Below are 21332 nucleotides of genomic sequence, written 5' to 3'. Positions count from 1 at the left end.
GAGATGTCCTTCACCGCCTGGTCGAGGTCGGCGTCGGGCATGACGATGCCGTGGTTCTTGGCGCCGCCCATGGCCTGGACGCGCTTGCCCGCCGCCGTGCCGCGCGAATAAACGTAGTGGGCGATGTCGGAGGAGCCCACGAAGCTCACGGCCTTGATGTCCGGATGCTCCAGGATGGCGTCGACGGCGGTCTTGTCGCCGTTGATGACGTTCAGCACGCCCTTCGGCGCGCCGGCCTCCATCATCAGCTCGGCCAGGCGGATCGGAACCGACGGGTCCTTCTCAGAGGGCTTCAGGACGAAGGAATTGCCCACCGCGATGGCGATCCCGAACATCCACATCGGGATCATCGCCGGGAAGTTGAACGGGGTGATGCCCGCGGCCACGCCCAGGGGCTGGCGCATGGAATAGACGTCGATGCCGGGGCCGGCGCCTTCGGTGTACTCACCCTTCAGCACATGCGGGATGCCGCAGGCGAACTCGATCACCTCCAGGCCGCGCTGCACGTCGCCTTTCGAGTCGGCGATGACCTTGCCGTGCTCCGAGGAAAGCATCTCGGCCAGCTCGTTCATGTTGGCTTCGACCAGGCGCTTGAAGTCGAACATCACCCGCGCGCGGCGCTGCGGATTGACCAGAGCCCAGTGCTGCTGCGCGCGCACCGCCGAGGCGACGGCGGCGTCGACCTCCTTGATGCTCGCGAGCGCCACGCGGGCCTGGACCTCGCCGGTGTTCGGATTGAAGACCTCGCCGTGCTGGCCGCTGGTCCCCTTGACGGCCACGCCGTCGATGAAGTGCATGATCTCGCGCATGCCGGGGATGTAGCGTCTGACGCGGCGCAGGTGAACCCGCCTCATGAACGATTAACGGCTGGCGGCTAGCTTCGGGCTCCGGAGTGCGTCCTTGCAGGTTTCCGCCATCCCCACCGGGCCGACCTATTACCAGCCGATCCAGGCTGCGCGGCCGGTCGCGCCGGTGACGCCCCAGGCCCAGGAGACGGACGCCGACGGCAATGCCCAGAAGGTCCGCCCGGCCCCGCCGCCCGGTGTGGGCGGGCTGCTGGATATCCAGGCCTAAAACCTCCCCCCGTTTGGGGTGGAGGCTTTCAGCGCTTCGACGTTCGGATTGAAATCCAGTCGAACCACATCCTTACGGGATGCAATCCGCCCTGAATTCCATGGATGATGGAGCCTTGGGGCCTCGAACCGGCGATGGCCCCCACTAACTTCGTCATCCTCCGGTCGCCCGAAGAGGCGATCCGGGGGACCCAAGCGGCGCTTCCAACGCCTGCACCTCAGCTTGGGTCCCCCGGATCAGCCTGCGGCTGACCGGAGGATGACGAGGCGTCGGGTGCGTCCTCCAACGCCCGCCGCTTGCCGATCCGCCCGGCGCCTGCGACGCTCCGCATCATGACGGTCGCTTCGCCCGCCCATCCGCTAAGGCTCGCCCGCCGGCGCGCGCACATCATCGACGCGATGATCGAGGAGCGCGCGCCGAAGCTGGCGGCGACGCCCGTATGGCCGCTGCTGCGGCCCCTGCTCTACGCGCTGCTCGACTACCGCAAGGCCGTGCGCATGTGCGACGCCGTCGCGGCCCTGCCGGGCGGCGAGGCCCTGGACTATGTCGCCGGCGAGCTGAAGCTGAGGGTCACCGCCACCGGCCTGGAGCGCGTGCCGCTAAGCGGGCGCGCCGTCGTGGTCTGCAACCATCCGACCGGCATCGCCGACGGCATCGCCCTCTACGACGCCCTGAAGCCGCTGCGGCCAGACATCTGCTTCTACGCCAACTCCGACGCCCACCGGGTCGCGCCGCAGTTCACCGAGGTGCTGATCCCGGTCGAGTGGGTGGAGGCCAAGCGCACCCGCGAGCGCACCCGCGAGACCCTGATCCTCACCCGCGAGGCCATGGAGGCCGAGCGCTGCCTGGTGATCTTCCCGGCCGGGCGGCTGGCGCGCCGCCAGCCTGATGGCGCGCTCTGCGATCCGCCCTGGCAGCCCTCGGCGGTGTCCCTGGCGCGCAAGTACGAGACCCCGGTGGTTCCGATCCACCTGACCGGGCCGTGGTCGGGCCTGTTCCACTTCTTCAACCGGTTCTCGAACGAGCTGCGGGACATCACCCTGTTCCACGAGTTCCTGAACAAGGAGGGCCGCGCCTTCCACCTGACGGTCGGCGCGCCGATCGCGCCAGAGGCGTTGGAGGGTGACCCGATCGAGGCGACCTTGCGGCTGAAGCACTACGTCGAACGCGGCCTGGCGGCCGACCCGGACCGGGTGTTCGCCGAAGCCCGCGCATGATCCTAGACGATGAGGCGGCCACCGCGCGGTTGGGCGCGGCGATCGCGCTGGCCTTGCGCGCCGGCGAGGCGGTCTGCCTGTCCGGGCCGCTGGGGGCCGGCAAGTCGACCCTGGCCCGCGCCCTGGTCCGCGCGCTGACCACGCCGGACGAGGACGTGCCCTCGCCCACCTTCACCCTGGTGCAATTCTATGAGGGCGCGGGTTTGAAGGTCGCGCATTTCGACCTCTATCGTCTGACCTCGCCCGGCGAGGCCTATGAGCTTGGCCTGGACGAGGCGCTGGACGACGGGGCCGCGGTGATCGAATGGCCGGAGCGGCTGGCCGGCCAGCTTCCGGCGGATCGACTCGATGTAGAGATCGCTGTCGACGGAGACAGCCGCCGCGCGCGGCTGACGCCGCATGGCGCCTGGGCCGGGCGTCTGGAGAACCTGGCGGAAGGGATGGCGGATTGAGCCTGGGACGGGAGGCGGAGAAGGCGCGGTTCCTGGCGGGCTGCGGCCTGGGCGCGGCGCGGCGCGAACCGTTGGCCGGCGACGCCTCGACGCGCCGCTATGAGCGGCTGTATCCGGCCGGCGGCGCGCCCCTGATCCTGATGGACCAGCCGCCGGTGCTGGAGACCCCGGTCTGCCCGCCGAGCGCCACCGAGGCCGAGCGCCTGGCCCTGGGCTACAACGCCGCCGCGCGCCTGGCCGCGGGCTCCGTCGCGGCCTTCGTCACCACCGCGGCCTATCTGATCGCGCGGGGCCTCTCGGCGCCGCGGGTCGCAGCCTTCGATGTCGCGGACGGCTTTGCGGTGCTGGAGGATCTGGGCGACGGCCTGTTCGCCACCCTGATCGCCGGCGGCCAGCCGGAAACGCCGCTCTACGAAGCCGCCGTGGACGTCCAGGTGCGGCTGCACGAGGACGCGCCGCCCGCCGTGCTCACCGCCGACGGCCTTTCCTGGCCGCTGCTCACCTACGACACCCTGGCCTTGAAGGTCGCCACCGACACCTTCCTGGAGTGGTGGCCGAAGTTCTCCGGCCTCGCGCCCTTCGGCGCGGCGGCGACCGCCGAATGGGACGGGCTCTGGGCGCCCGTCTGGGTGCGCGGCGAGGCGGGCGCATCGGTCTTCTGCCACCGCGACTACCACGCCCAGAACCTGCTCTGGCTGCCCGAGCGCCGGGGGCCGGCGCGGGTCGGCCTGCTGGACTTCCAGGATGCGCTGAAGGCCCATCCGGCCTGGGACCTGCTGCACCTGTTGCAGGACGCGCGGCGTGACATCAGCCCGTCGCTGGAGGCGGCTATGCTCGACCGCTACCTCGCCGCGCGGCCAGGGATGGACCGCGAGGGCTTCCTGGCCGACTACCGGGCGCTGGCGGTCTCCAATGCCGCACGCATCCTGGGCCGGGTCTTCGCCCGGCAATCCCTGCTCGGCCGCACACAGTACAAGGCCTTCATGCCCCGCACCTGGCGCTATCTGGAACGCAACCTGACCGACCCGGCGTTGGCTGGCCTGGCGGCGTGGTTCGACCGGCACGTTCCTCCTGAGGCGCGGGCGTGATCCTGCCAGGGCCGAAGACGGCGATGGTGCTGGCGGCGGGCCTCGGCACGCGCATGCGCCCGCTCACCGACGCCACGCCCAAGGCCCTGATCCCGGTGGCTGGCCGCGCGCTCCTCGACCGGGTGCTCGACAAGCTGAAGGCCGCCGGCGTCGAACGCGCCGTGGTCAACGTCCACCACTTCGCCGACCAGGTGGAGGCGCATCTGGCCGCCCGTCACGACCTGGAGATCCTGGTCTCCGACGAGCGGGCCGGCCTGCTGGATTCCGGCGGCGGCATCCAGCATGCCCGCGCCCTGCTGGGCGAGGACCCGATCTTCGTCGCCAACATCGATTCCCTGTGGCTGGACACCGGCGAGCCGGTGCTGGAGCGGCTGAAGGCCGCCTGGGACCCGGCGCGGATGGACCTGTTGCTGCTCCTGGTGGCGCGTGGCAACGGCCTGGGCTTCGAGGGGCCGCAAGGCTTCGCGATGGACGCCGAGGGGCGGCTGACCCACTCCACCTCCGCCGAGGTCCTGAGCCCCTTCGCCAATGTCGGGTTCGGCATCCTCAAGCCCCAGATCCTCGACGGCCAGGGCGATGCGGCCTTCTCCATCGTGCCGATCTGGCGCCGGCTGCAGGACGAGGGCCGGCTCCATGGCCTGGTCATGGACGCCTTCTGGATGCACGTCGGCGACCCCGCCGCCCGCGACGCGGCCGAGGCCAGACTGATGTGAGCCCGCTGTTTGAACGGCCGGGCCCGCGCTGGTGGTCGATCCCAGCCTACCGGCCGTTCGCGCAGGACCTGGCGCGCGGCCTGCATGAGACCCTGTCGCCCCAGGGACCGCAGGCGCTCTCGCAGGCCATCGTGCTGACGCCGACCCGGCGGGGCGCGCGGGTGCTGGCCGACGCCTTCGTCAGCGCCGCGGAAGGCCGCGCCGTCCTGCCGCCGCAGATGCGGCCGTTGGGCGACCTCGAGGAAGGCGAGCCGCCTTTCGAGCCCGGCGACCTGGCGCTGGACCTCGACGCCGCCATCGACCCCCTGCGCCGCCGCTTCGAGCTGACCCGCCTGGTCGCCGACCACTGGGACCTGCTGGAAGGCCGCGAGCTCTCCGCCGCTTCGGCCCTGGAGATGGCCGACGCGCTCGGCGGCTTCCTCGACAGCCTGCAGATCGAGGAGCTGGAGCCGTTCGAGCGGCTGGCGGGCCTGGTGGAGGCCGACCTCGCCGATCACTGGCGGGTCTCGCGCCGCTTCCTGGAGATGGCGCTCACCGAATGGCCGAAGCGGTTGAAGGCGCTCGGGGTCATCGACGTCTCGGAGCGCCGGGTGCGCCTGCTGCGCCGCCTGGCCGAGGCCTGGGACGCCCGCCCGCCGGAGGGCGTGCTGGTGGCGGCCGGCTCGACCGGCACGGCGCCGGCGACGGCCGCCCTGCTGCGGGTGATCGCCCGCGCGCCGCAGGGCTGCGTGGTGCTGCCCGGCCTGGACGAGGCGCTCTCCGACGAGGCCTGGGCGGAGGTCGGCGAACAGCATCCGCAGGGGGCCATGAAGCGCTTGCTGGACAAGGCCGGCGTCGAACGCGACCGGGTGGAGGTCTGGCCGGCGTCCCTGGTGTTCTCCGCCCGCGGCCGGTGGCGCCAGCGGGTGGTCAACGAGGCGCTGCGGCCGCCGGAACGCACAGCCGACTGGCTGAGGATCATCGAGACCCTGAACACCGAAGCCGACGGCGAGGCGATCAACGGCGTCGCCTTCGGCCTCGAAGGCCTGTCCCTGGTCAGCGCGCGGTCGGAGGAGGAGGCCGCCACGGTCGCAGCCCTCCTGCTGCGCGAGGCCCTGGAGACGCCGGACCGCACCGCCGCCCTGGTGGCGCCCGACCAGGCCCTGGCGCGCCGGGTGGCCGCCAAGCTGGCGCGCTGGGGCGTCGTCCCGGACAGCTCGGCCGGCGAGCCGCTGGCCGGTTGCGCCTGTGGCGCCCTGGCCGGCCTCTTGGCGCGCGCCGCCATCGATCCGCTGAGCCCGGTCAACCTCCTGGCGATCCTGAAGCACCCTTACGTCCAGTTGGGCGCGAGCGAGGCCCTGGAGCGCCATGGCCTGCGGGGGTCGCGGCCCTGGGCGTGGGACGACCTGAAGGCGCGGCTGGCGGAACATTCCGACACGCGCGCCCTGGCCGATCGGCTCCAAACCATCCTGTCGGCCCTGCCGCGCGAGGCCGCCCCGCCCGCCGACTTCGCCCGCGCCATCGCCACGGCCATGGAGGCCCTCGCCGCCGACGACCGCGGCGGCGCCGGCGGTCTCTGGAGCGGTCATGGCGGCGAGGCCATGAGCCGCCTCTTGGCCGGCCTGATCGCCGACGCCTCAGGCCTGCCGGACGCCAGCCCGCGCGGCTTCGCCGACCTCCTGGAGCGGCTGATGTCCGGCGAGACGGTGCGGGCCGGGGGGGCGACGCATTCGCGCCTGCGCATCCTGGGCGGCATCGAGGCCCGGCTGGTGCGCGCCGACCGGCTGATCGTCGCGGGTCTGGAGGAAGGCGTCTGGCCCAGAGGCGCGCCGCTCGATCCCTTCCTGTCGCGGCCGATGCGCCAGACGCTCGGCCTGCCGCCGCCGGAGCGGCGTGTCGGCCTCGCCGCCCACGACTTCGCCCAGGCCGCCTGCGCGCCGGAGGTGATCCTGCTGCATGCCGAGCGCCGGGAGGGCGCGCCGGCGGTGAAGTCGCGCTGGCTCTGGCGGCTGGAGACCCTGGCCAAGGGCGCGGGCGTGGCGATCCCCGGCCGGCCGGACGTGCTGGACTGGGCGCGCGGCCTGGACGCGCCCGCTGACTATGCGCCGGCCCGCAGGCCCGCGCCCGTCCCGCCCGCCGCGGATCGGCCTACGGCGCTGTTCGTCACCAGGGTCGAGAGCCTGACCCGCGACCCTTATGCGGTCTGGGCGCGCGACATCCTGAAGCTGCGCCCCATCGAGCGGCCCGATGAACCCGTGGAAGCCCGCGCCCGCGGCACCGCGATCCACGCGGCCTTCGAGCGCTTCGCCCTCGACTTCCCCGCCGCCCTGCCGCCCGACGCCGCGGCGATCTTCGAGGGCTTCTACCTGGACGAACTGGTCAAGGCCGGCATGCTGCGCGAGGCCCTGGCCCGCGAGACGGCGCTCGCCCGCGAGGCCGCCGCCTGGGTCGCCGATCTGGAGGCCCGCCGCCGGGAGGATGGCCGCGCCATCCATGTGGAGAAGACCGGCGAGCTGATCGTCGACATTGCCGGGCGGCCCTTCAAGCTCTCCGCCAAGGCCGACCGCATCGAGGCCGACCCTGCCGGCTTCGGCCACATCCTCGACTACAAGACCGGCAAGGCGCCCTCGCAGAAGGTGGTGGACGCCGGCTTCTCGCCGCAGCTCACCCTCACCGCCGCCATCCTGGCGCACGGCGGCTTCGGCGGGATCGGCGCCCTGGAGCCGGGCGAGCTGACCTATCTGGAGATCACCGGCCGCCGCCCCGCCGGTCGCGAGGAGGTCCGCGCTGCGGCCGGGCCGGAAAGCGCGGACGCCGCCCAGCGCGCGCTCGAAGGCCTGAAGACCCTGATCGCCCGCTACTGGGACCCGGCCCAGCCCTTCGTCTCGCGCACCGCCCCGCAGTTTGTCCACCAGTACGCCAGCGACTACGACCACCTGGCCCGGGTCTTCGAATGGTCGACCAGCGGCGAGGAGGGCGACGAATGAGCGAAGCCCTGGATGACGATCCGCAGCGGATCGCCGCCGACCCGGCGATCTCCGCCTTCGTCACCGCCAACGCCGGCTCCGGCAAGACCAAGACCCTGATCGACCGGGTGGCGCGCCTGCTGCTGGCCGGGGTCGATCCGGAGAAGGTGCTCTGCGTCACCTACACCAAGGCCGCCGCCGCGGAGATGCAACGCCGCCTGTTCGGCCGCCTGGGCGACTGGTCAGTGATGGACGACGTCACCCTGACCGGACGGCTGGCCGAGCTGGAGGGCGCGCGCGAGCGGGCCGGCCGCGACCTGTCCCGCGCCCGCGCCCTCTTCGCCCGCGCGCTGGAGACGCCAGGCGGGCTGAAGATCCAGACCATCCACGCCTTCTGCGAGAAGCTGTTACGGCGCTTTCCCTTGGAGGCGGGCGTCTCACCGGGCTTCCGGGTGATGGACGACGCCCAGGCCGCCGTCATCGCCGACGGCGCGCGCAAGGCCGTGGCGCGCCATGCGCTGACCGGCGAGGGCATGGTGGCGCAAGCCTACGCGCGGTTCTCCGTGGCCCTGGATTTCGGCGCCTTCCAGACGATGTTCCTGGGCTTCGAGGCCCGCCGCGCGGCGCTCGGCGCGTTCTTCGAGGCGCAGGGCGGCCTGGCCGGCGCGCAGGCCTGGGTCTGGGACGCCTGCGGCGTTCCGCCGGGCCTGGGTCCGGAGGATTTCGAGGCCGAGGCCCTGACGGAGCTCGACCGGTCCCTGTGGCGCGAGGCCGCCCAGGTCCTCTCCGCCGGCGGGGTCAACGACCAGAAGTGCGCCGCCAAGCTGGCCGCCGTGGCCGGCGATCCGGACGCGGCGCTCGCCCAGGCGCTGGACGCCCTCTTCACCGAGAAGGGCGAGGGCGCGCCCGCCGCCTGGGTCGCCAAGACCTCCGGCCTCAATGGCCGGGACGCCTTACGCCAGGCCCTGCTGGACGAGCAGGACCGCCTGGCCATCGCCCGCGAGCGGATCCGCGGCGCCCGCGTCGCCGCCGACACCCTGGACGCCCTGGCGCTCGCCCAGGCCTATCTCACCGCCTACGGCCTGGAGAAGGCCTCGGCCGGCGCGCTGGACTTCGCCGACCTGATCGAGCGGACCAAGGCGCTCCTGGCCAGCCGCCCGGCGGCGGCCTGGGTGCTGTTCAAGCTGGACGGCGGCATCGACCACATCCTGGTGGACGAGGCGCAGGACACCGCCCCCGACCAGTGGGACATCGTCCGCGCGCTGACCGGCGAGTTCTTCGCGGGATCGGGCGTCGGCCGCGAGGACCGCCTCCTGCCGCGCACCCTGTTCGTGGTCGGCGACGACAAGCAGTCGATCTATTCCTTCCAGGGCGCCGACCCGGCGCGGCTGAACGCCGAGACCGGCCGCTATCTGGCCGAGATCGCCGCCGCCGAGCTGGCCGGACGCGCCGTGCCGCTGACCGCCTCCTGGCGCTCGGCCGTTGACGTGCTGGCCTATGTGGACGCGGTGTTCACCGGCGGCGTGCCCCCGGGCGTGGACGCGCTCCGGCACGAGCCGATGCGGGCCGAGGACCGCGGCTGCGTCGACCTCTGGCCGCTGTTCAAGGAGGCCAAAGGCCAGGAGCGCGACGCCTGGACCACGCCGCTCGACGAGGAACCTGAGGAAAGCGCCAACAAACGGCTGGCCCGCGCCATCGCCTGCGAGGTCCAGGCTCTGGTGGACCGCGGCGACGCGGTGAAGGGCCCGGACGGCTGGCGCCCGGCGCGGTTCGGCGACGTGCTGATCCTGGTGCGCAAGCGCGGCGGCCTGTTCGAGGAGATCCTGCGGGCCCTGAAGCAGATGGGCGTCCCGGTGGCCGGCGCCGACCGCCTGGCGCTCTCGGCCCACATCGTCTTCGACGACCTCTTGGCGCTGGCCCGCTTCGTCCTGTTCCCCGCCGACGACCTGACGCTGGCCGCCCTGCTGCGCAGCCCCTTCTGCGACGTCGGCGACGAAAGCCTCTACCGCCTGGCCAAGGACCGGCCGCAGAGCCTCTGGCGCACCCTGCAGGCCCGCGCCGACGAGGCGCCGGAGTGGGCCGCGGCGGTGGCCTTCCTGACCGCCGCGATGGAGGCCGCGCGCGCCGAGCGGCCGTTCGAGTTCTACAGCCGTATGCTGGGTCTGCGCGACGGCGCCAGCCGCTCCATGCGCCTTCGCCTGCTGCGCCGCCTTGGCCGCGAAGCCGAGGACGCCCTCGACGAGTTCCTGGCCCAGGTCCTGGCCGCCGAGGCCCGCGGGATTCACGACCTCGAGAGCCTGGCCGATGCGCTGGCCGGCCTCGACATCACCGTGAAGCGCGAGCTGGAGGCCGGCCGCGACGAGGTCCGGGTGATGACCGCCCATGGCGCCAAGGGCCTGGAAGCGCCCATCGTCTTCCTGCCGGAGACCACCACGGCGGCGGGCGGCCGCAGCTCTGCCCTGCTGGAGACCGAGGACGCGGGCTTCCTGTGGTGCGTCTCGCAGAAGGCCGACTGCGAGGCCTCGCGCCTGGCCCGCGATCTGCGCGCCCGCAAGGAGGGCGAGGAGGCGCAGCGCCTGCTCTACGTCGCCCTGACCCGGGCCCGCGAGCGGCTGGTGCTGTGCGGCCGGATCGCCGCCAACCGCAGGGAGGAGGGCCTGAAGGGCTGGTGGGCGCAGATCCGCGCCGGCTTCGACCAGGCGCACGTGGCTGGCCACAGCCGCGACGCAGCCTGCGGCGATGTGGTCGCGACCCGCTACGGCCCCGATCCGCGATCGCTGAAGGGCGCCCGTGCCGAAGCCCCCGCCGTCGCCGCCCTGCCCGCCTGGGCCAGCGAGGCCGCCGCCGCCGATACGCTCGGCCGCTACCGCTCGCCCTCCGACCTGGGCGAGGGCGTGAGCGCGCCCGCCGCCTCGCCGTTGGCGGCCGCAGGCGGCCTCGGCCGTTTCCGGCGCGGCGACCTGATCCACCGGCTGCTGCAGATCCTGCCCGACCTGGAGCCGGACGCCTGGGCGGCGGGCGCTGAGGCCCTCCTGGCCCGCGAGCGCGACCTCACGGGCGCCCAGCGCGCGGAGATGGCCGACGCCGTGCTCTCCGTCCTGCGCGATCCCCGTTTCGCCGAGGTGTTCGGGCCCGGCTCCCGCGCCGAGGTGGCCATCGCCGGATCTGCCGCTGGCCTGCCGCCGGGGTTGAAGGTCAGCGGCCGCATCGACCGGCTGGTGGTGCTGCCGGACCGCGTGCTGGTGGCCGATTTCAAGACCAACCGACCGAGCCCGGCCCGAATCGAGGACGCCGACCCGGCCTATCTGCGCCAGATGGCGATCTACGCCGCCGTCCTGGCCGAGGTCTTCCCCGAGCGGCGGATCGAGGCGGCCCTGGTCTGGACCGATGGGCCGAAGCTCATGCCGATCCCAGAAAACCTGCTGTCGAAAGCGCTTGCCGACCTCGGCCGTCCAGGTTGATACCAGGGTCGCGGCCCCTTACATGGGCGGATCGAGAGGCGTTGGCCCGAGATTTCCAAGCGGCTGACGCGCAAGGAGAAATTCATGAGCACCGTGAAGGTCACCGACGAATCCTTCGAAAAGGACGTGCTGCAGGCCTCGGGCCCCGTCCTGGTCGATTTCTGGGCGGAGTGGTGTGGCCCCTGCAAGCAGATCGCGCCGGCCCTGGAGCAGATCGCCGCCGAGCTGAGCGGCAGGATCGCCATCGCCAAGCTGAACATCGAAGAGAGCCCGACCACGCCCTCGCGCTACGGCGTGCGCGGCATCCCGACCATGATGCTGTTCAAGGACGGCCAGATGGCTTCCATGAAGGTCGGCGCCATGCCCAAGCAGAAGATCCTGGAATGGCTGAACGAAGCCGGCGTCTCGGCGGCGGCGGCCTAGCCTAGATCCTCCCCTTCAGGGGGAGGCGGCCCGAGGGGTCGGAGGGGGTTTCAGCCGCAGACTCGGCTGGTGGAACCCCCTCAGTCGCTCCGCGACAGCTCCCCCTGTGGGGAGCATATTGCAAATCACGTCGGCCAGGTTTCCGGGCTCATGGCCAGGACCTCGCCGGCGAAGTGCAGGCCGCCGCAGATCAGGACGTGCGGGGCCGGGCCCGGGCCGTCCAGGGCCTTCCGGACCGCTTCCGTGACATCGGCCACCGGCTCGGCGCTGAGGCCCGCCAGGCGCGCGGCCTCGGCCAGATCGCCGGGGGTGGCGGCGTTCTCGCTGTCGAAGGTGGTGGTGAAGACCTTCGGGTGCATTTCGGCGAAGGGGCGGAAATAGCCCTCGGCGTCCTTGCGGGCGAACATGCCGGCCACCAGCACCAGAGGACGCGGGTCGCGGTCCACCAGGCGCGAGGCGGCTTCGGCGAGTGCGCGGCCCGCGTGCGGATTGTGCCCGCCGTCCAGCCACAGGTCCGAGCCCCGCGCCTTGGCGAGCTCGGCGAGCGGACCCTTTGTCAGCCGCTGGAACCGCGCCGGCCACACCGCCGAGGAGACGCCACGGCCCAGGGCGTCCTCGCCCAGGCTGTGGTCGAAGGTCAGCGCCGCGGCCACCGCCAGGCCGGCGTTGTCGAACTGGTAGCCGCCGAACAGGCTGGGGGCGGGCAGGTCGAGCAGCCGGTCGGGCATCTGCACCATCAGCCGGCCACGCTCCTCCCAGGCGTCGAAGTCGCGCCCCATTAGGAACAGGGGCGCCATGCGGTCGTCGGCCTCACGCTCAATGGCCTCCAGCGCCTCGTCCGGCTGGCGGGCGGCGACCACCGGACGGCCGCGCTTGATGATCCCCGCCTTCTCCCAGGCGATCTTGGACAGCTCCGGCCCGAGCAGCTCGATGTGGTCGTAGTCGACGGGCGTGATCACGCTGACCGCCGGGGCGTCGAAGACGTTGGTGGCGTCGAAGCGGCCGCCCAGGCCCACCTCCACCAGGCAAAGGTCGGCCGGCGTCTGCGCGAAGGCCTCGATGGCCAGGACCGTGGTGATCTCGAAGAAGCTGATCGGCTGGCCGGCATTGGCGCTCTCCAGCCGCTCGGTCAGCGCCTCGAGCGCCTCGTCGCTGATCAGCGTTCCGGCGATGCGGATGCGCTCGGCGAAGCGCACCAGGTGCGGCGAGGTGATGGCGTGGACGCGCAGGCCTTGCGCCTCTGCGATGGCGCGTAGATAGGCCACCGTCGAGCCCTTGCCGTTGGTGCCGGCCACGTGGATCACCGGCGGCAGGCGCCGCTCCGGATGGCCGAGCGCGGCCAGCAGGCGCTCCACCCGTCCGGTGGTCAGGTCGATCAGGCTGGGATGATTGGCGCGCAGCCGCTGGATCACCGCGTCGGACGCGCGGATGGGGTCGTGGTCCACGGCCGGAATACCCGGAGCAGTCACATCAGGCGGCGGGACGTTGGGCGCGCCCCATCATCAGGGTCTCGAGGATCGAGGCCAGGACCTCCGGCAGCTCGGCGCGGGTCACCACCTTGTCCACCATGCCGCGCTCCATCAGGAACTCGGCGCGCTGGAAGCCCGGCGGCAGGGTCTCGCGGATGGTCTGCTCGATCACCCGGCGGCCGGCGAAGCCGATCAGGGCGTTGGGCTCTGCCAGGTGGACGTCGCCCAGCATGGCGTAGGAGGCCATGACGCCGCCGGTGGTCGGGTCGGTCAGCACCACGATGTAGGGCAGGCCGGCGGCCTTCACCTCGTTCAGCGCCAGGGTCGTGCGCGCCATCTGCATCAGGGACAGCGTCCCTTCCTGCATCCGCGCCCCGCCGGCGGCGGTGAAGATCACGAAGGGCGCCTCGCGCTTCACGGCTTCCTTGGCGGCCTTGATGAAGGCCTCGCCCACCGCCATCGACAGCGATCCGCCCATGAAGCTGAAGTCCTGCACGGCGACCACCGCCGGCTGGCCCTTGATATGGCCGTAGCCCAGCGCCAGCGCGTCCTGCTCGCCGCTCGCCTTGCGCGCGGCCTTCAGCCGGTCCGGATAGGATTTCACGTCCGGGAACTTCAGCGGGTCGTCGGCGACCACCGGGGATTCGATCTTCTCGAACACGCCGTCGTCGAAGGTGTAGCGCAGCCGCGCGGCGGCCCCGATGCGCATGTGGTGGCCGCTCGGCGTCACCCAGAGCGCGGCCTCCAGGTCGGGGCGGTAGATCATCTCCCCGGTGTCGGGGCATTTGACCCACAGGTTCTCTGGCGTCTCACGCTTGGAGAAGGCGTTGCGCACGCCAGGCGCGATGCGGGACAGCCAGCCGGTCCGCTCGCGAGGGGCGCTCGTAGGGCGCTCCGGTTTGTCGTTTCTCTTCTCAGCCATCGCCATGGTTCTAGACCGTCGTTTGGCCGACTCGCGCGGAGCGCACAGCCTTAGCCAAGGAACTCACTTTGGAAAGAACCCGCTCGGTCACGTCTTCGTTCATCTCCATCGCTTCGGCGACCGCGTCCACCAGGGCCGAGCCAACCACCGCCGCGTCGGCCACCCGCGCGATCGCGGCGGCCCGTTCGGGGGTCTTGATGCCGAAGCCCACGGCGACCGGCAGGCCGGACGCCTTGCGCACCCGCGCCACGTGCGGCGCGACCACATCCGCCTCGGCTTCCTTGACCCCCGTCACGCCCGCCACGGAGACGTAATAGACGAATCCCGACGTGCGGCGAATAATGGTCTTGAGGCGCGCGTCGTCGCTGGTCGGCGTGGCCAGCCGGATCAGCGAGACGCCGGCGGCGTCGAGGGCGTCGGCCAGGGGCTCGGCCTCCTCCGGCGGGCAGTCGACGACGATCAGCCCGTCGACCCCGGCCTCGGCCGCGTCATGGGCGAAAGCCTCGATCCCCCAGGTGACCAGCAGGTTCATATAGCCCATCAGGATCAGCGGCGTGGCCTGGTCGGTCTCCCGGAAGCCGCGGGCCAGCGCCAGGGTCCCTTTGAGCGTCATGCCGTTTGCCAGCGCCCGCTGCGCCGCGCGCTGGATCGGCGGCCCCTCGGCCATGGGGTCGGAGAACGGGAAGCCCAGCTCGATCAGGTCGGCGCCCGCGCCCGGCAGGCCGGCCAGGATCTTCGCCGCCGTGGCCGCGTCCGGATCGCCGGCCATCACATAGGCCACGAAGGCCGCGCGGCCCTCGGCCTTCAGCGCGGCGAACCGGGCGTCGATGCGGTCCTTGCTCAAGCTTCGCGCCCCCTCAAGCTTCACGCCCCAGGTGCGCGGCCACGGTGGCGACGTCCTTGTCGCCGCGGCCGGAGAGGTTCAGCACCACGATCCCGTCCTTGCCGAGATCCTTGGTGATCTCCGGCAGGCGGGCGAGCGCATGGCTCGATTCCAGCGCCGGGATGATGCCCTCGAGCCGCGAGCAGAGCTGGAAGGCTTCCAGCGCCTCGTCGTCGGTGGCGGTCAGGTAGGTCGCGCGGCCCACGTCGTGCAGCCAGGCATGCTCCGGCCCGATGCCCGGATAGTCGAGGCCGGCGGAGATCGAATGGGCCTCGGTGATCTGACCCTCCGGGTCTTGGATCAGATAGGTCTTGTTGCCGTGCAGGACGCCGGGGCGGCCGCCGTTGATCGCCGCGGCGTGCTTGTCAGTGCCCATGCCATGGCCCGAGGCCTCGACCCCGATGATCTTCACGCCCTCGTCGTTGAGGAACGGATGGAACAGGCCGATGGCGTTGGAGCCGCCGCCGACGCAGGCGACCACGGCGTCCGGCAGCCGGCCTTCCATCTCCAGGATCTGCGCCCGGCTCTCGACGCCGATCACCGCCTGGAAGTCGCGGACCATCTCCGGATAAGGATGCGGGCCCGCCGCCGAGCCGATCAGGTAGTAGGTGTCCTCGACATTGGTCACCCAGTCGCGGAGCGCCTCGTTCATGGCGTCCTTCAGCGTGGCCGAGCCCGAGGTCACCGGCCGGACTTCCGCGCCCAAGAGGTTCATGCGGAAGACGTTGGGCTTCTGCCGCTCCACGTCGACGGCGCCCATGTAGACGATGCAGGGCAGGCCGAAGCGCGCACAGACGGTGGCCGTGGCCACGCCGTGCTGGCCCGCGCCGGTCTCGGCGATGATCCGGGTCTTGCCCATCCGCATGGCGAGCAGGATCTGGCCCATGCAGTTGTTGATCTTGTGCGCCCCGGTGTGGTTCAGCTCCTCGCGCTTCAGATAGACCTTGGCCCCGCCGAAATGCGCGGTCAGCCGCTCGGCGAAGTAGAGCGGGCTGGGCCGGCCGACGTAGTGCTTGAGGAACCCGCCCAGCTCGGCCTGGAACCCCTCGTCCGCCTTGGCCGCGCGGTAGGCGGCGTCCAGCTCGTGGACCAGAGGCATCAGGGTCTCGGGCACATAGCGGCCGCCATAGTCGCCGAACCGCCCATTGGCGTCGGGATAGGCGGTGTAGTCGTTGGGCCGGGTCGGCGAAGACGGATGGGACGCGTTCACGGGGGCTTCTTAGGCGCGTTTGGCGGCGTCGAGGAACGCGGCGATCAAGGCGGGGTCCTTTAGTCCGGGACCGCGCTCCACGCCAGAGGAAACGTCCAGGATGGGCGCGCCCGACAGGCGCACCGCCTCGCCGAGGTTCCAGGGATCGAGGCCGCCGGCCAGGAACCAGGGCCGCTGGAAGCGGCGGCCGGCCAGGAGGCTCCAGTCGAAGGCCGCGCCGTGGCCGCCCGGGCGGTCGGCGCCCTTGGGCGGCTTGGTGTCGAACATCAGGTGCTCGACCACAGTCTCATAGTCGGCGGCGGCGGCGAGGTCGGCGGCCTCGGACACGGCCAAGACCTTGACGATCCCGGCGCCCGTACGCTGGCCGACGGCGCGGGCGCGGGCCGGCGTCTCCTTGCCGTGCAGCTGGATGAGGTCGGGCTGGAGGACCTGGGCGACCCGGTCGAGCTCGGCGTCGTCGGGATCGACCATGACGGCGACGAGCTTGGCCTTGCCGCGCGCGGGCTGCGCCAGCCGCCGGGCGGCGTCAGGCGCCAGGTTGCGCGGGCTGTTCTCAAAGAACATGAAGCCCAGGAACGCCGCCCCGCCGGTCAGGGCCGCAGACACGGCCTCGGGCGTCGATAGCCCGCAGATCTTGGTTTGGACGCCCATGGCGCTGGATTAGGGGGCGAGCGGCGGTTGACGCAAGGGTCAGCCGACGGTGACGTCGCCCGGCGGCAGGGTCATGTCAGCTGACGCGTCGAACTCACGCGTCCAAGCCACGTTCTCGCGCACCACCCTGGCCGGCGAACCGAGCGACAGGGTATTGGGCGGCAGCACGCCGGACACGATGGATCCCGCGCCCACGATCGCCCCGTCCCCGATCCGCGCGCCCTTCAGCACCAGAACCCGCGTCCCCAGCCAGACGTGGTCGCCGATCTCGATGTCCTGGGGCGGATTCAGCCGCTGGCCGGTCACGCGGTCGAAGATCGGGTGCATGTCGCTAGGGTCCATGTGGATGTCCGTCGACAGCATGCAGTCGCGGCCGAATACGATCCGCCCGCGCTCGTGCATCGACAAGCCGACCTGGTTGAAGGTGGTGTCCTCGCCGATGCTGATCAGGCCGCCGTCCCCCCGCACCAGGCGGATGACGCCGCCGATCGAGCAGTTGTCGCCCACCTCGACGACCGCGTCGGTCACCCCGGGGAAGATGCGGATCGTCGCCTCGAAGGTCACGTTGGCGCCGACCACGATTCGGCAGCCAAGCCCCTCGATGCGGACGCGGCCCTTCAGGTCGCTCTTCAGGTCGAGGACCGTGCTCGGATGGACCTCCCAACCCGGTGGAAGGTCGGAGTCCATCGCGGGCCTAAGACCCCGTCGGCGTCTGGGCCTTCAGGAGATCGCGGATTTCCATCAGCAGCGCCTCCTGCGGCGGCGGGGCCGGCTTTTCAGCGGTGGGCGTCTCAGCCTCGCGCCGGCGGATGGCATTGACGCCCTTGACCAGCAGGAAGACCACCCAGGCCACGATCACGAACCGGATCACGGTGTTGAGGAACAGGCCGTACTGGATGGCGACCTCGGCCGCCTTCTTCACCGGATCGGCGGCTTTCAGGACGACCTTGAGCTGGGAGAAGTCGACGCCGGACAACAGGACGCCGATCGGCGGCATGACGATGTTGTCGACCAGGCTTTTGACGATGTCGTTGAAGGCTGCGCCGATGATCACACCGACCGCCAGATCGACGACGTTGCCGCGGGCGATGAACTCGCGGAACTCACCGAAGATGCTGAGTTTGACTTTCGCTGGCTCACTCATGGGCAGGCTCCGAGCTAGAACCGCGCGTGGCGGACGCCAAACCTATTCGTCGCCGGACAGGTTCAGCCGCTCGCGCAGCTCCTTGCCGCTTTTGAAGAACGGCACGTGCTTGGCGCGGACGTCGACGGGTTCGCCGGTGCGCGGGTTGCGCCCGGCGCGGGCGTCGCGCGAGCGCACGGACAGCGCGCCGAAGCCGCGCAGCTCCACCCGGCCGCCGCCCTCCAGCGCCTGAATCATCCGCTCCAAGACCACGCTCACGACACGCTCGATGTCGCGTTGGGTCAGGTGCGGATTCTCTTCGGCGAGTTTGGCGATGAGCTCGGACTTGATCATGCGGCCCCCAGGAACCGGCGTGACCATGGGCGAGTCCGCCAGTGTATTCAAGGCGTAAAAAGGGTTTACGCGGCCTATGGTCAAGCTTGTCCGGCCGTCTTGGGGCGCAACCCAGGCGAGCGAGGCGAGTACGTCACAGGCCGCCGGCCGGTGTCAGGCCGGCGCGCGGACCAGGCTGTCGACGTCGCGCAGCTTGCGGATTTCGCGGTTGGCGGCGTCGGCGTCGGCGGCGCTGATCTCCGGAGTAATCGCGTGCTGGTCGACGGTGAAGCTCGCCACGTCGCCCTGGATGCCGGTGCCCGAGGTGATCTCGACGCCGGCCACGTGGGTGACGCCGGTGGGCCCGCGCACCGTGAAGCCCTGGCCGCCGTTCGGCAGCACGATCTCGGTGCGGCTGCGGGTGAAGGACGGGTAGCCGATGGCGAAGGGCGCGTCCTGGTTGGGGCCCGGATCGCGGCGCGGGAAGGGCCGGGGCGCGGCGCCCGTGCTGACCCGGTACTCGCGGACATTCAGGTCCTCATTCTTGCGCCAGTCCATGTCATCGGTGCCGGTGAGCTCGACGATGAACAGGTCGCGCGCGTCGTCGTCGCGCCAGGCGACCTGCTCGATCTCCATGCCGGTGGCGGCGTTGGAGAAGGTCTGCCGGAAGGTGCGCTCGACGTCCGCCCGCGGCGTGCGGGCCACGGTCGAGCGCATCTGGGTCGCCAGGATGCCGGAATAGACGATGGTGATCTTGGCCGGCGCCAGGGTCTCCAGCCCCTTGGAGGCGTCCAGGCGGGTGATGGTGGAGACCGTGGGGATGTTGATCTGCGGCTCGACGATCTGCTCCAGGGTCGCGCCCTGGGCCCGCACCGGCAGGCCCCACTTGTGCGGCGGGGCGTGCATGGCCTGGGGATTGGTGTCGCCAGTACGGGTGCCGTCCAGCCAGTAGGACTGGCCCTTCACCTTCACCCGCACGATGACGTGGTTGAAGGCCGCCAGCGACGGCGGCAGCTCGTCGATGCCGTCGCCGGCGCCCAGGCTGACCAGCACCGGCTCGGCGTCGACGTTGAGGTTCTTGAGCAGGGCCAGCAGGAGGGCGGTCTTGGCCTTGCAGTCGCCGAACCGCCGCGCCCAGGTGTCCTCGGCGTTGGCCGGTACGTAGCCGCCCTCGCCCATCCCTAGGAAGAAGTAACGGGTCTTGTCCTCCACCACCTGCAGGGCGGCGAAGGCGCGGGCCACCGGGTCGCTGGTCTTGGCGGCGATGGCGTCGGCCTCGGCCTTGATCGGCGAGGTCTTGGAGATGTCCGAGGCCTTGGCGTAGAGCGGCGCCATCAGCTTGGAGATCTCGTTCCAGCTCTGGTAGCTGGTGATCTCCATCAGCCCCACGCGGCGGAAGCGCAAGGGCGCGCCCACCGGCGGCTTGGGCGCCTGGATCAGCGTCTTGTCGAGGCTGAGCTTGGTGCGGCCGTCCTTGTCGGTGGTGATCACCGGCGCGCCGTAGCCAGGGGTGGCCTTCCAGGCCACCGGATCGCCCTTCGGCCAGGAGACCACCACCCGATAGCGCCCGGCCGTGCCGGAGAAGGCCATGCCCTCGGCGTCGAAGGAGTGCCCTTGCAGGACGGGGTCGGAGCGGGTGCGGGTGTAGGAGAAGTCGAGGATGTCGCCGGTCTGCAGGCCGTCCACCTGCCGCGAGGCGGTGATGCGGCCGTCGAGGCTGGCCTGCTCGAGATTGGTCTCGCGGCGCAGCACCAGCACGGCCTTGCGGTCGGCCAGGAGGTCGATGGTCTGGTCGCCGCGGATGATGTTCAAGGTGTGGAAGGTGATGCTCTCGGTGTCCGGGCTCCAGAGGACGCTCAGCGACTTCACGCCGGCCAGGCCCTCGGGCTTCAGGATCTTGATCACCCGGCGCACGTAGAAGGCGTCGCCGGCCGGGTCGAGCCGGCTCTGGTGGTCGTCCAGCAGCACCTGGTTGGCCGGCGCGCCCTCCTCCGCCGGCGGCGGCGGGATGGGCGCCACGTCGACCCAGGCGGCCGGCGGCCCATAGAGCGGCTGGTCGGCGCTCGCCAGCGCCGGCGGCGCCAGGGCGGCGGCCAGCAGGGCGAGACAGGCGGCGAAAGTGAGGCGCAGGGGCAAGGCGCGGTCTCCGGGGGCGGACACGTGGCGCCACGATAGGGCGCAAGGGTAAAAAGAAAACGGCGGACCGATCGCTCGGCCCGCCGTCATCTCTACTAGACCCCGACGATGTCGGGATTTCGGCTTTGGTTTAGTCTTTCTGGGCCTTCTCGCGCAGAGCCGCGCCCAGGATGTCGCCCAGCGAGGCGCCGCTATCCGAAGCCCCGAACTTCTCGATGGCTTCCTTCTCCTCGGCCATTTCCAGGGCCTTCACCGAAAGGCTGACCCGACGGGCGGCCTTGTCGACGTTGGAGACCTGGGCGTCCAGGCGGTCGCCGACAGCGAAGCGCTCCGGACGCTGGTCGGCCCGGTCGCGGCTGAGATCCGACTTGCGGATGAAGGCCGTCATCGGAGCGTCGTCCTCGCCGAACTTCACCTCGATGCCGCCCGAGGTGATCTCGGTGACGGTGACAGTGACGGTCTGGCCCTTGCGGTAGGTGTCGCCTTGCATCGGGTCGCCGGCCAGTTGCTTGATGCCGAGCGAGATGCGTTCCTTCTCGACGTCGACGTCCAGCACCTTGGCCTTGACCATGTCGCCCTTGGTGTACTTGGCGATGGCTTCCTCGCCGGGCGTGGCCCAGTCGAGGTCGGACAGGTGCACCATGCCGTCGATGTCGTTGTCGAGGCCGATGAACAGGCCGAACTCGGTGGCGTTCTTGACTTCGCCTTCGACGGTCGAGCCGATCGGGTGAGCCGCCAGGAAGGCGTCCCAAGGATTGGCCATGGCCTGCTTGAGGCCGAGCGACACGCGGCGCTTGGACGGATCGACGTCCAGGACCACCACCTCAACCTCTTGCGAGGTGGAGACGATCTTCCCGGGATGGACGTTCTTCTTGGTCCAGGACATTTCGGAGACGTGCACCAGGCCCTCGACGCCCGGCTCCAGCTCCACGAAGGCGCCGTAGTCGGTGATGTTGGTGATGCGGCCGGTGAACTTCGCGCCCACGGGGTACTTGGCTTCCACGCCGTCCCACGGGTCGGACTGCAGCTGCTTCATGCCGAGCGAGATGCGCTGGGTCTCGGGGTTGATCTTGACGATCTGCACCTTGACCGTGTCGCCCACCGCCAGCACCTGGCTCGGGTGGTTGACGCGCTTCCAGCTCATGTCGGTGACGTGCAGCAGGCCGTCGATGCCGCCCAGGTCCACGAACGCGCCGTAGTCGGTGATGTTCTTGACCACGCCTTCGCGGACT

Annotated in this window: 19 protein-coding genes; 8 read left to right on the top strand and 11 right to left on the bottom strand. The window is 71.2% G+C overall.

From position 1 onward, the window contains the following. A partial coding sequence (locus E8A49_RS19720; RefSeq protein WP_293385693.1) for an aldehyde dehydrogenase family protein occupies window positions 1–809 on the bottom strand: 809 nt, incomplete at its 3' end. A gap of 91 nt (window positions 810–900) precedes the next feature. Here E8A49_RS19720 and E8A49_RS19715 point away from each other — a divergent pair. From E8A49_RS19715 to trxA, 8 genes are all read left to right on the top strand, one after another. Then, on the top strand, window positions 901–1074 hold the full coding sequence (locus E8A49_RS19715) for a hypothetical protein (RefSeq protein WP_293385687.1): 174 nt from the start codon (window positions 901–903) through the stop codon (window positions 1072–1074). 332 nt (window positions 1075–1406) lie between these two features. Then, entirely contained in the window at window positions 1407–2291 is an 885-nt protein-coding gene (locus tag E8A49_RS19710) for a 1-acyl-sn-glycerol-3-phosphate acyltransferase (protein WP_293385685.1), read from the top strand. Further along, on the top strand, window positions 2288–2743 hold the full coding sequence (tsaE, locus tag E8A49_RS19705) for a tRNA (adenosine(37)-N6)-threonylcarbamoyltransferase complex ATPase subunit type 1 TsaE (protein ID WP_293385683.1): 456 nt from the start codon (window positions 2288–2290) through the stop codon (window positions 2741–2743). Before E8A49_RS19710 ends, tsaE begins: the two co-directional genes overlap by 4 nt. Next, the gene (gene amgK, locus E8A49_RS19700; RefSeq protein WP_293385681.1) at window positions 2740–3831 is read left to right on the top strand and encodes an N-acetylmuramate/N-acetylglucosamine kinase AmgK; all 1092 of its coding nucleotides are present in this window, start codon (window positions 2740–2742) and stop codon (window positions 3829–3831) included. The genes tsaE and amgK overlap by 4 nt, the downstream gene beginning before the upstream one ends. Next, a complete protein-coding gene (locus tag E8A49_RS19695; RefSeq protein ID WP_366928842.1) occupies window positions 3828–4544 on the top strand; it encodes a nucleotidyltransferase family protein in 717 nt (238 codons plus the stop codon). The genes amgK and E8A49_RS19695 overlap by 4 nt, the downstream gene beginning before the upstream one ends. Then, window positions 4541–7510 (top strand): double-strand break repair protein AddB, encoded by a 2970-nt coding sequence (addB, locus tag E8A49_RS19690; RefSeq protein WP_293385679.1) that lies wholly within the window; start codon window positions 4541–4543, stop codon window positions 7508–7510. The genes E8A49_RS19695 and addB overlap by 4 nt, the downstream gene beginning before the upstream one ends. Continuing rightward, window positions 7507–10950, top strand: a complete 3444-nt coding sequence (addA, locus tag E8A49_RS19685; RefSeq protein WP_293385675.1) for a double-strand break repair helicase AddA — start codon at window positions 7507–7509, stop codon at window positions 10948–10950. The genes addB and addA overlap by 4 nt, the downstream gene beginning before the upstream one ends. 84 nt (window positions 10951–11034) lie before the next feature. Continuing rightward, window positions 11035–11373, top strand: a complete 339-nt coding sequence (trxA, locus tag E8A49_RS19680) for a thioredoxin (protein WP_366928841.1) — start codon at window positions 11035–11037, stop codon at window positions 11371–11373. Between the two features lie 125 nt (window positions 11374–11498). On the opposite strand, the gene E8A49_RS19675 is transcribed toward trxA, so the two are convergent. The 10 genes from E8A49_RS19675 to E8A49_RS19630 form a co-directional block, all read right to left on the bottom strand. Beyond that, window positions 11499–12818: a folylpolyglutamate synthase/dihydrofolate synthase family protein gene (locus E8A49_RS19675; protein WP_293385672.1), complete on the bottom strand. Its 1320-nt coding sequence runs from the start codon at window positions 12816–12818 to the stop codon at window positions 11499–11501. 25 nt (window positions 12819–12843) lie between these two features. Next, window positions 12844–13770, bottom strand: a complete 927-nt coding sequence (gene accD, locus E8A49_RS19670; protein WP_293385669.1) for an acetyl-CoA carboxylase, carboxyltransferase subunit beta — start codon at window positions 13768–13770, stop codon at window positions 12844–12846. A gap of 4 nt (window positions 13771–13774) precedes the next feature. Next, window positions 13775–14608 (bottom strand): tryptophan synthase subunit alpha, encoded by an 834-nt coding sequence (gene trpA, locus E8A49_RS19665; RefSeq protein ID WP_293385666.1) that lies wholly within the window; start codon window positions 14606–14608, stop codon window positions 13775–13777. A 13-nt stretch (window positions 14609–14621) separates the two neighbouring features. Next, window positions 14622–15857 carry a tryptophan synthase subunit beta gene (gene trpB, locus E8A49_RS19660; protein ID WP_293385664.1) on the bottom strand — a complete coding sequence of 412 codons (1236 nt, stop codon included), beginning with the start codon at window positions 15855–15857 and terminating at the stop codon, window positions 14622–14624. Window positions 15858–15866: 9 nt separating this feature from the next. After that, window positions 15867–16508, bottom strand: coding sequence for a phosphoribosylanthranilate isomerase (locus E8A49_RS19655; protein WP_293385661.1), 642 nt, complete (start codon window positions 16506–16508; stop codon window positions 15867–15869). Window positions 16509–16547: 39 nt separating this feature from the next. After that, on the bottom strand, window positions 16548–17195 hold the full coding sequence (locus E8A49_RS19650; RefSeq protein WP_293385658.1) for an acyltransferase: 648 nt from the start codon (window positions 17193–17195) through the stop codon (window positions 16548–16550). A 7-nt stretch (window positions 17196–17202) separates the two neighbouring features. After that, window positions 17203–17652, bottom strand: a complete 450-nt coding sequence (mscL, locus tag E8A49_RS19645; protein ID WP_293385655.1) for a large-conductance mechanosensitive channel protein MscL — start codon at window positions 17650–17652, stop codon at window positions 17203–17205. A gap of 42 nt (window positions 17653–17694) precedes the next feature. Beyond that, on the bottom strand, window positions 17695–17985 hold the full coding sequence (locus tag E8A49_RS19640; RefSeq protein ID WP_293385652.1) for an integration host factor subunit beta: 291 nt from the start codon (window positions 17983–17985) through the stop codon (window positions 17695–17697). Window positions 17986–18138: 153 nt separating this feature from the next. Then, on the bottom strand, window positions 18139–20100 hold the full coding sequence (locus tag E8A49_RS19635; RefSeq protein WP_293385649.1) for a DUF3857 domain-containing protein: 1962 nt from the start codon (window positions 20098–20100) through the stop codon (window positions 18139–18141). A gap of 130 nt (window positions 20101–20230) precedes the next feature. Next, window positions 20231–21332 (bottom strand): 30S ribosomal protein S1 (locus E8A49_RS19630; protein WP_293385646.1); only part of this gene is annotated, 1102 nt, incomplete at its 5' end.

The sequence above is a fragment of the Phenylobacterium sp. genome (assembly GCF_004799515.1).
GTDB lineage: Bacteria > Pseudomonadota > Alphaproteobacteria > Caulobacterales > Caulobacteraceae > Phenylobacterium.
The sequence above is the reverse complement of the archived record's forward strand: the minus strand, read 5'-3'. Positions and strand labels throughout refer to the sequence as shown.

Excerpts from the sequence above, each read along its gene's own strand:
- E8A49_RS19710 (WP_293385685.1), top strand. The coding sequence starts at position 1,407 with ATGACGGTCGCTTCGCCCGCCCATCCGCTAAGGCTCGCCCGCCGGCGC.
- tsaE (WP_293385683.1), top strand. The coding sequence starts at position 2,288 with ATGATCCTAGACGATGAGGCGGCCACCGCGCGGTTGGGCGCGGCGATC.
- addA (WP_293385675.1), top strand. The coding sequence starts at position 7,507 with ATGAGCGAAGCCCTGGATGACGATCCGCAGCGGATCGCCGCCGACCCG.
- trxA (WP_366928841.1), top strand. The coding sequence starts at position 11,035 with ATGAGCACCGTGAAGGTCACCGACGAATCCTTCGAAAAGGACGTGCTG.
- accD (WP_293385669.1), bottom strand. The coding sequence starts at position 13,770 with ATGGCGATGGCTGAGAAGAGAAACGACAAACCGGAGCGCCCTACGAGC.
- E8A49_RS19655 (WP_293385661.1), bottom strand. The coding sequence starts at position 16,508 with ATGGGCGTCCAAACCAAGATCTGCGGGCTATCGACGCCCGAGGCCGTG.
- E8A49_RS19650 (WP_293385658.1), bottom strand. The coding sequence starts at position 17,195 with ATGGACTCCGACCTTCCACCGGGTTGGGAGGTCCATCCGAGCACGGTC.
- mscL (WP_293385655.1), bottom strand. The coding sequence starts at position 17,652 with ATGAGTGAGCCAGCGAAAGTCAAACTCAGCATCTTCGGTGAGTTCCGC.
- E8A49_RS19640 (WP_293385652.1), bottom strand. The coding sequence starts at position 17,985 with ATGATCAAGTCCGAGCTCATCGCCAAACTCGCCGAAGAGAATCCGCAC.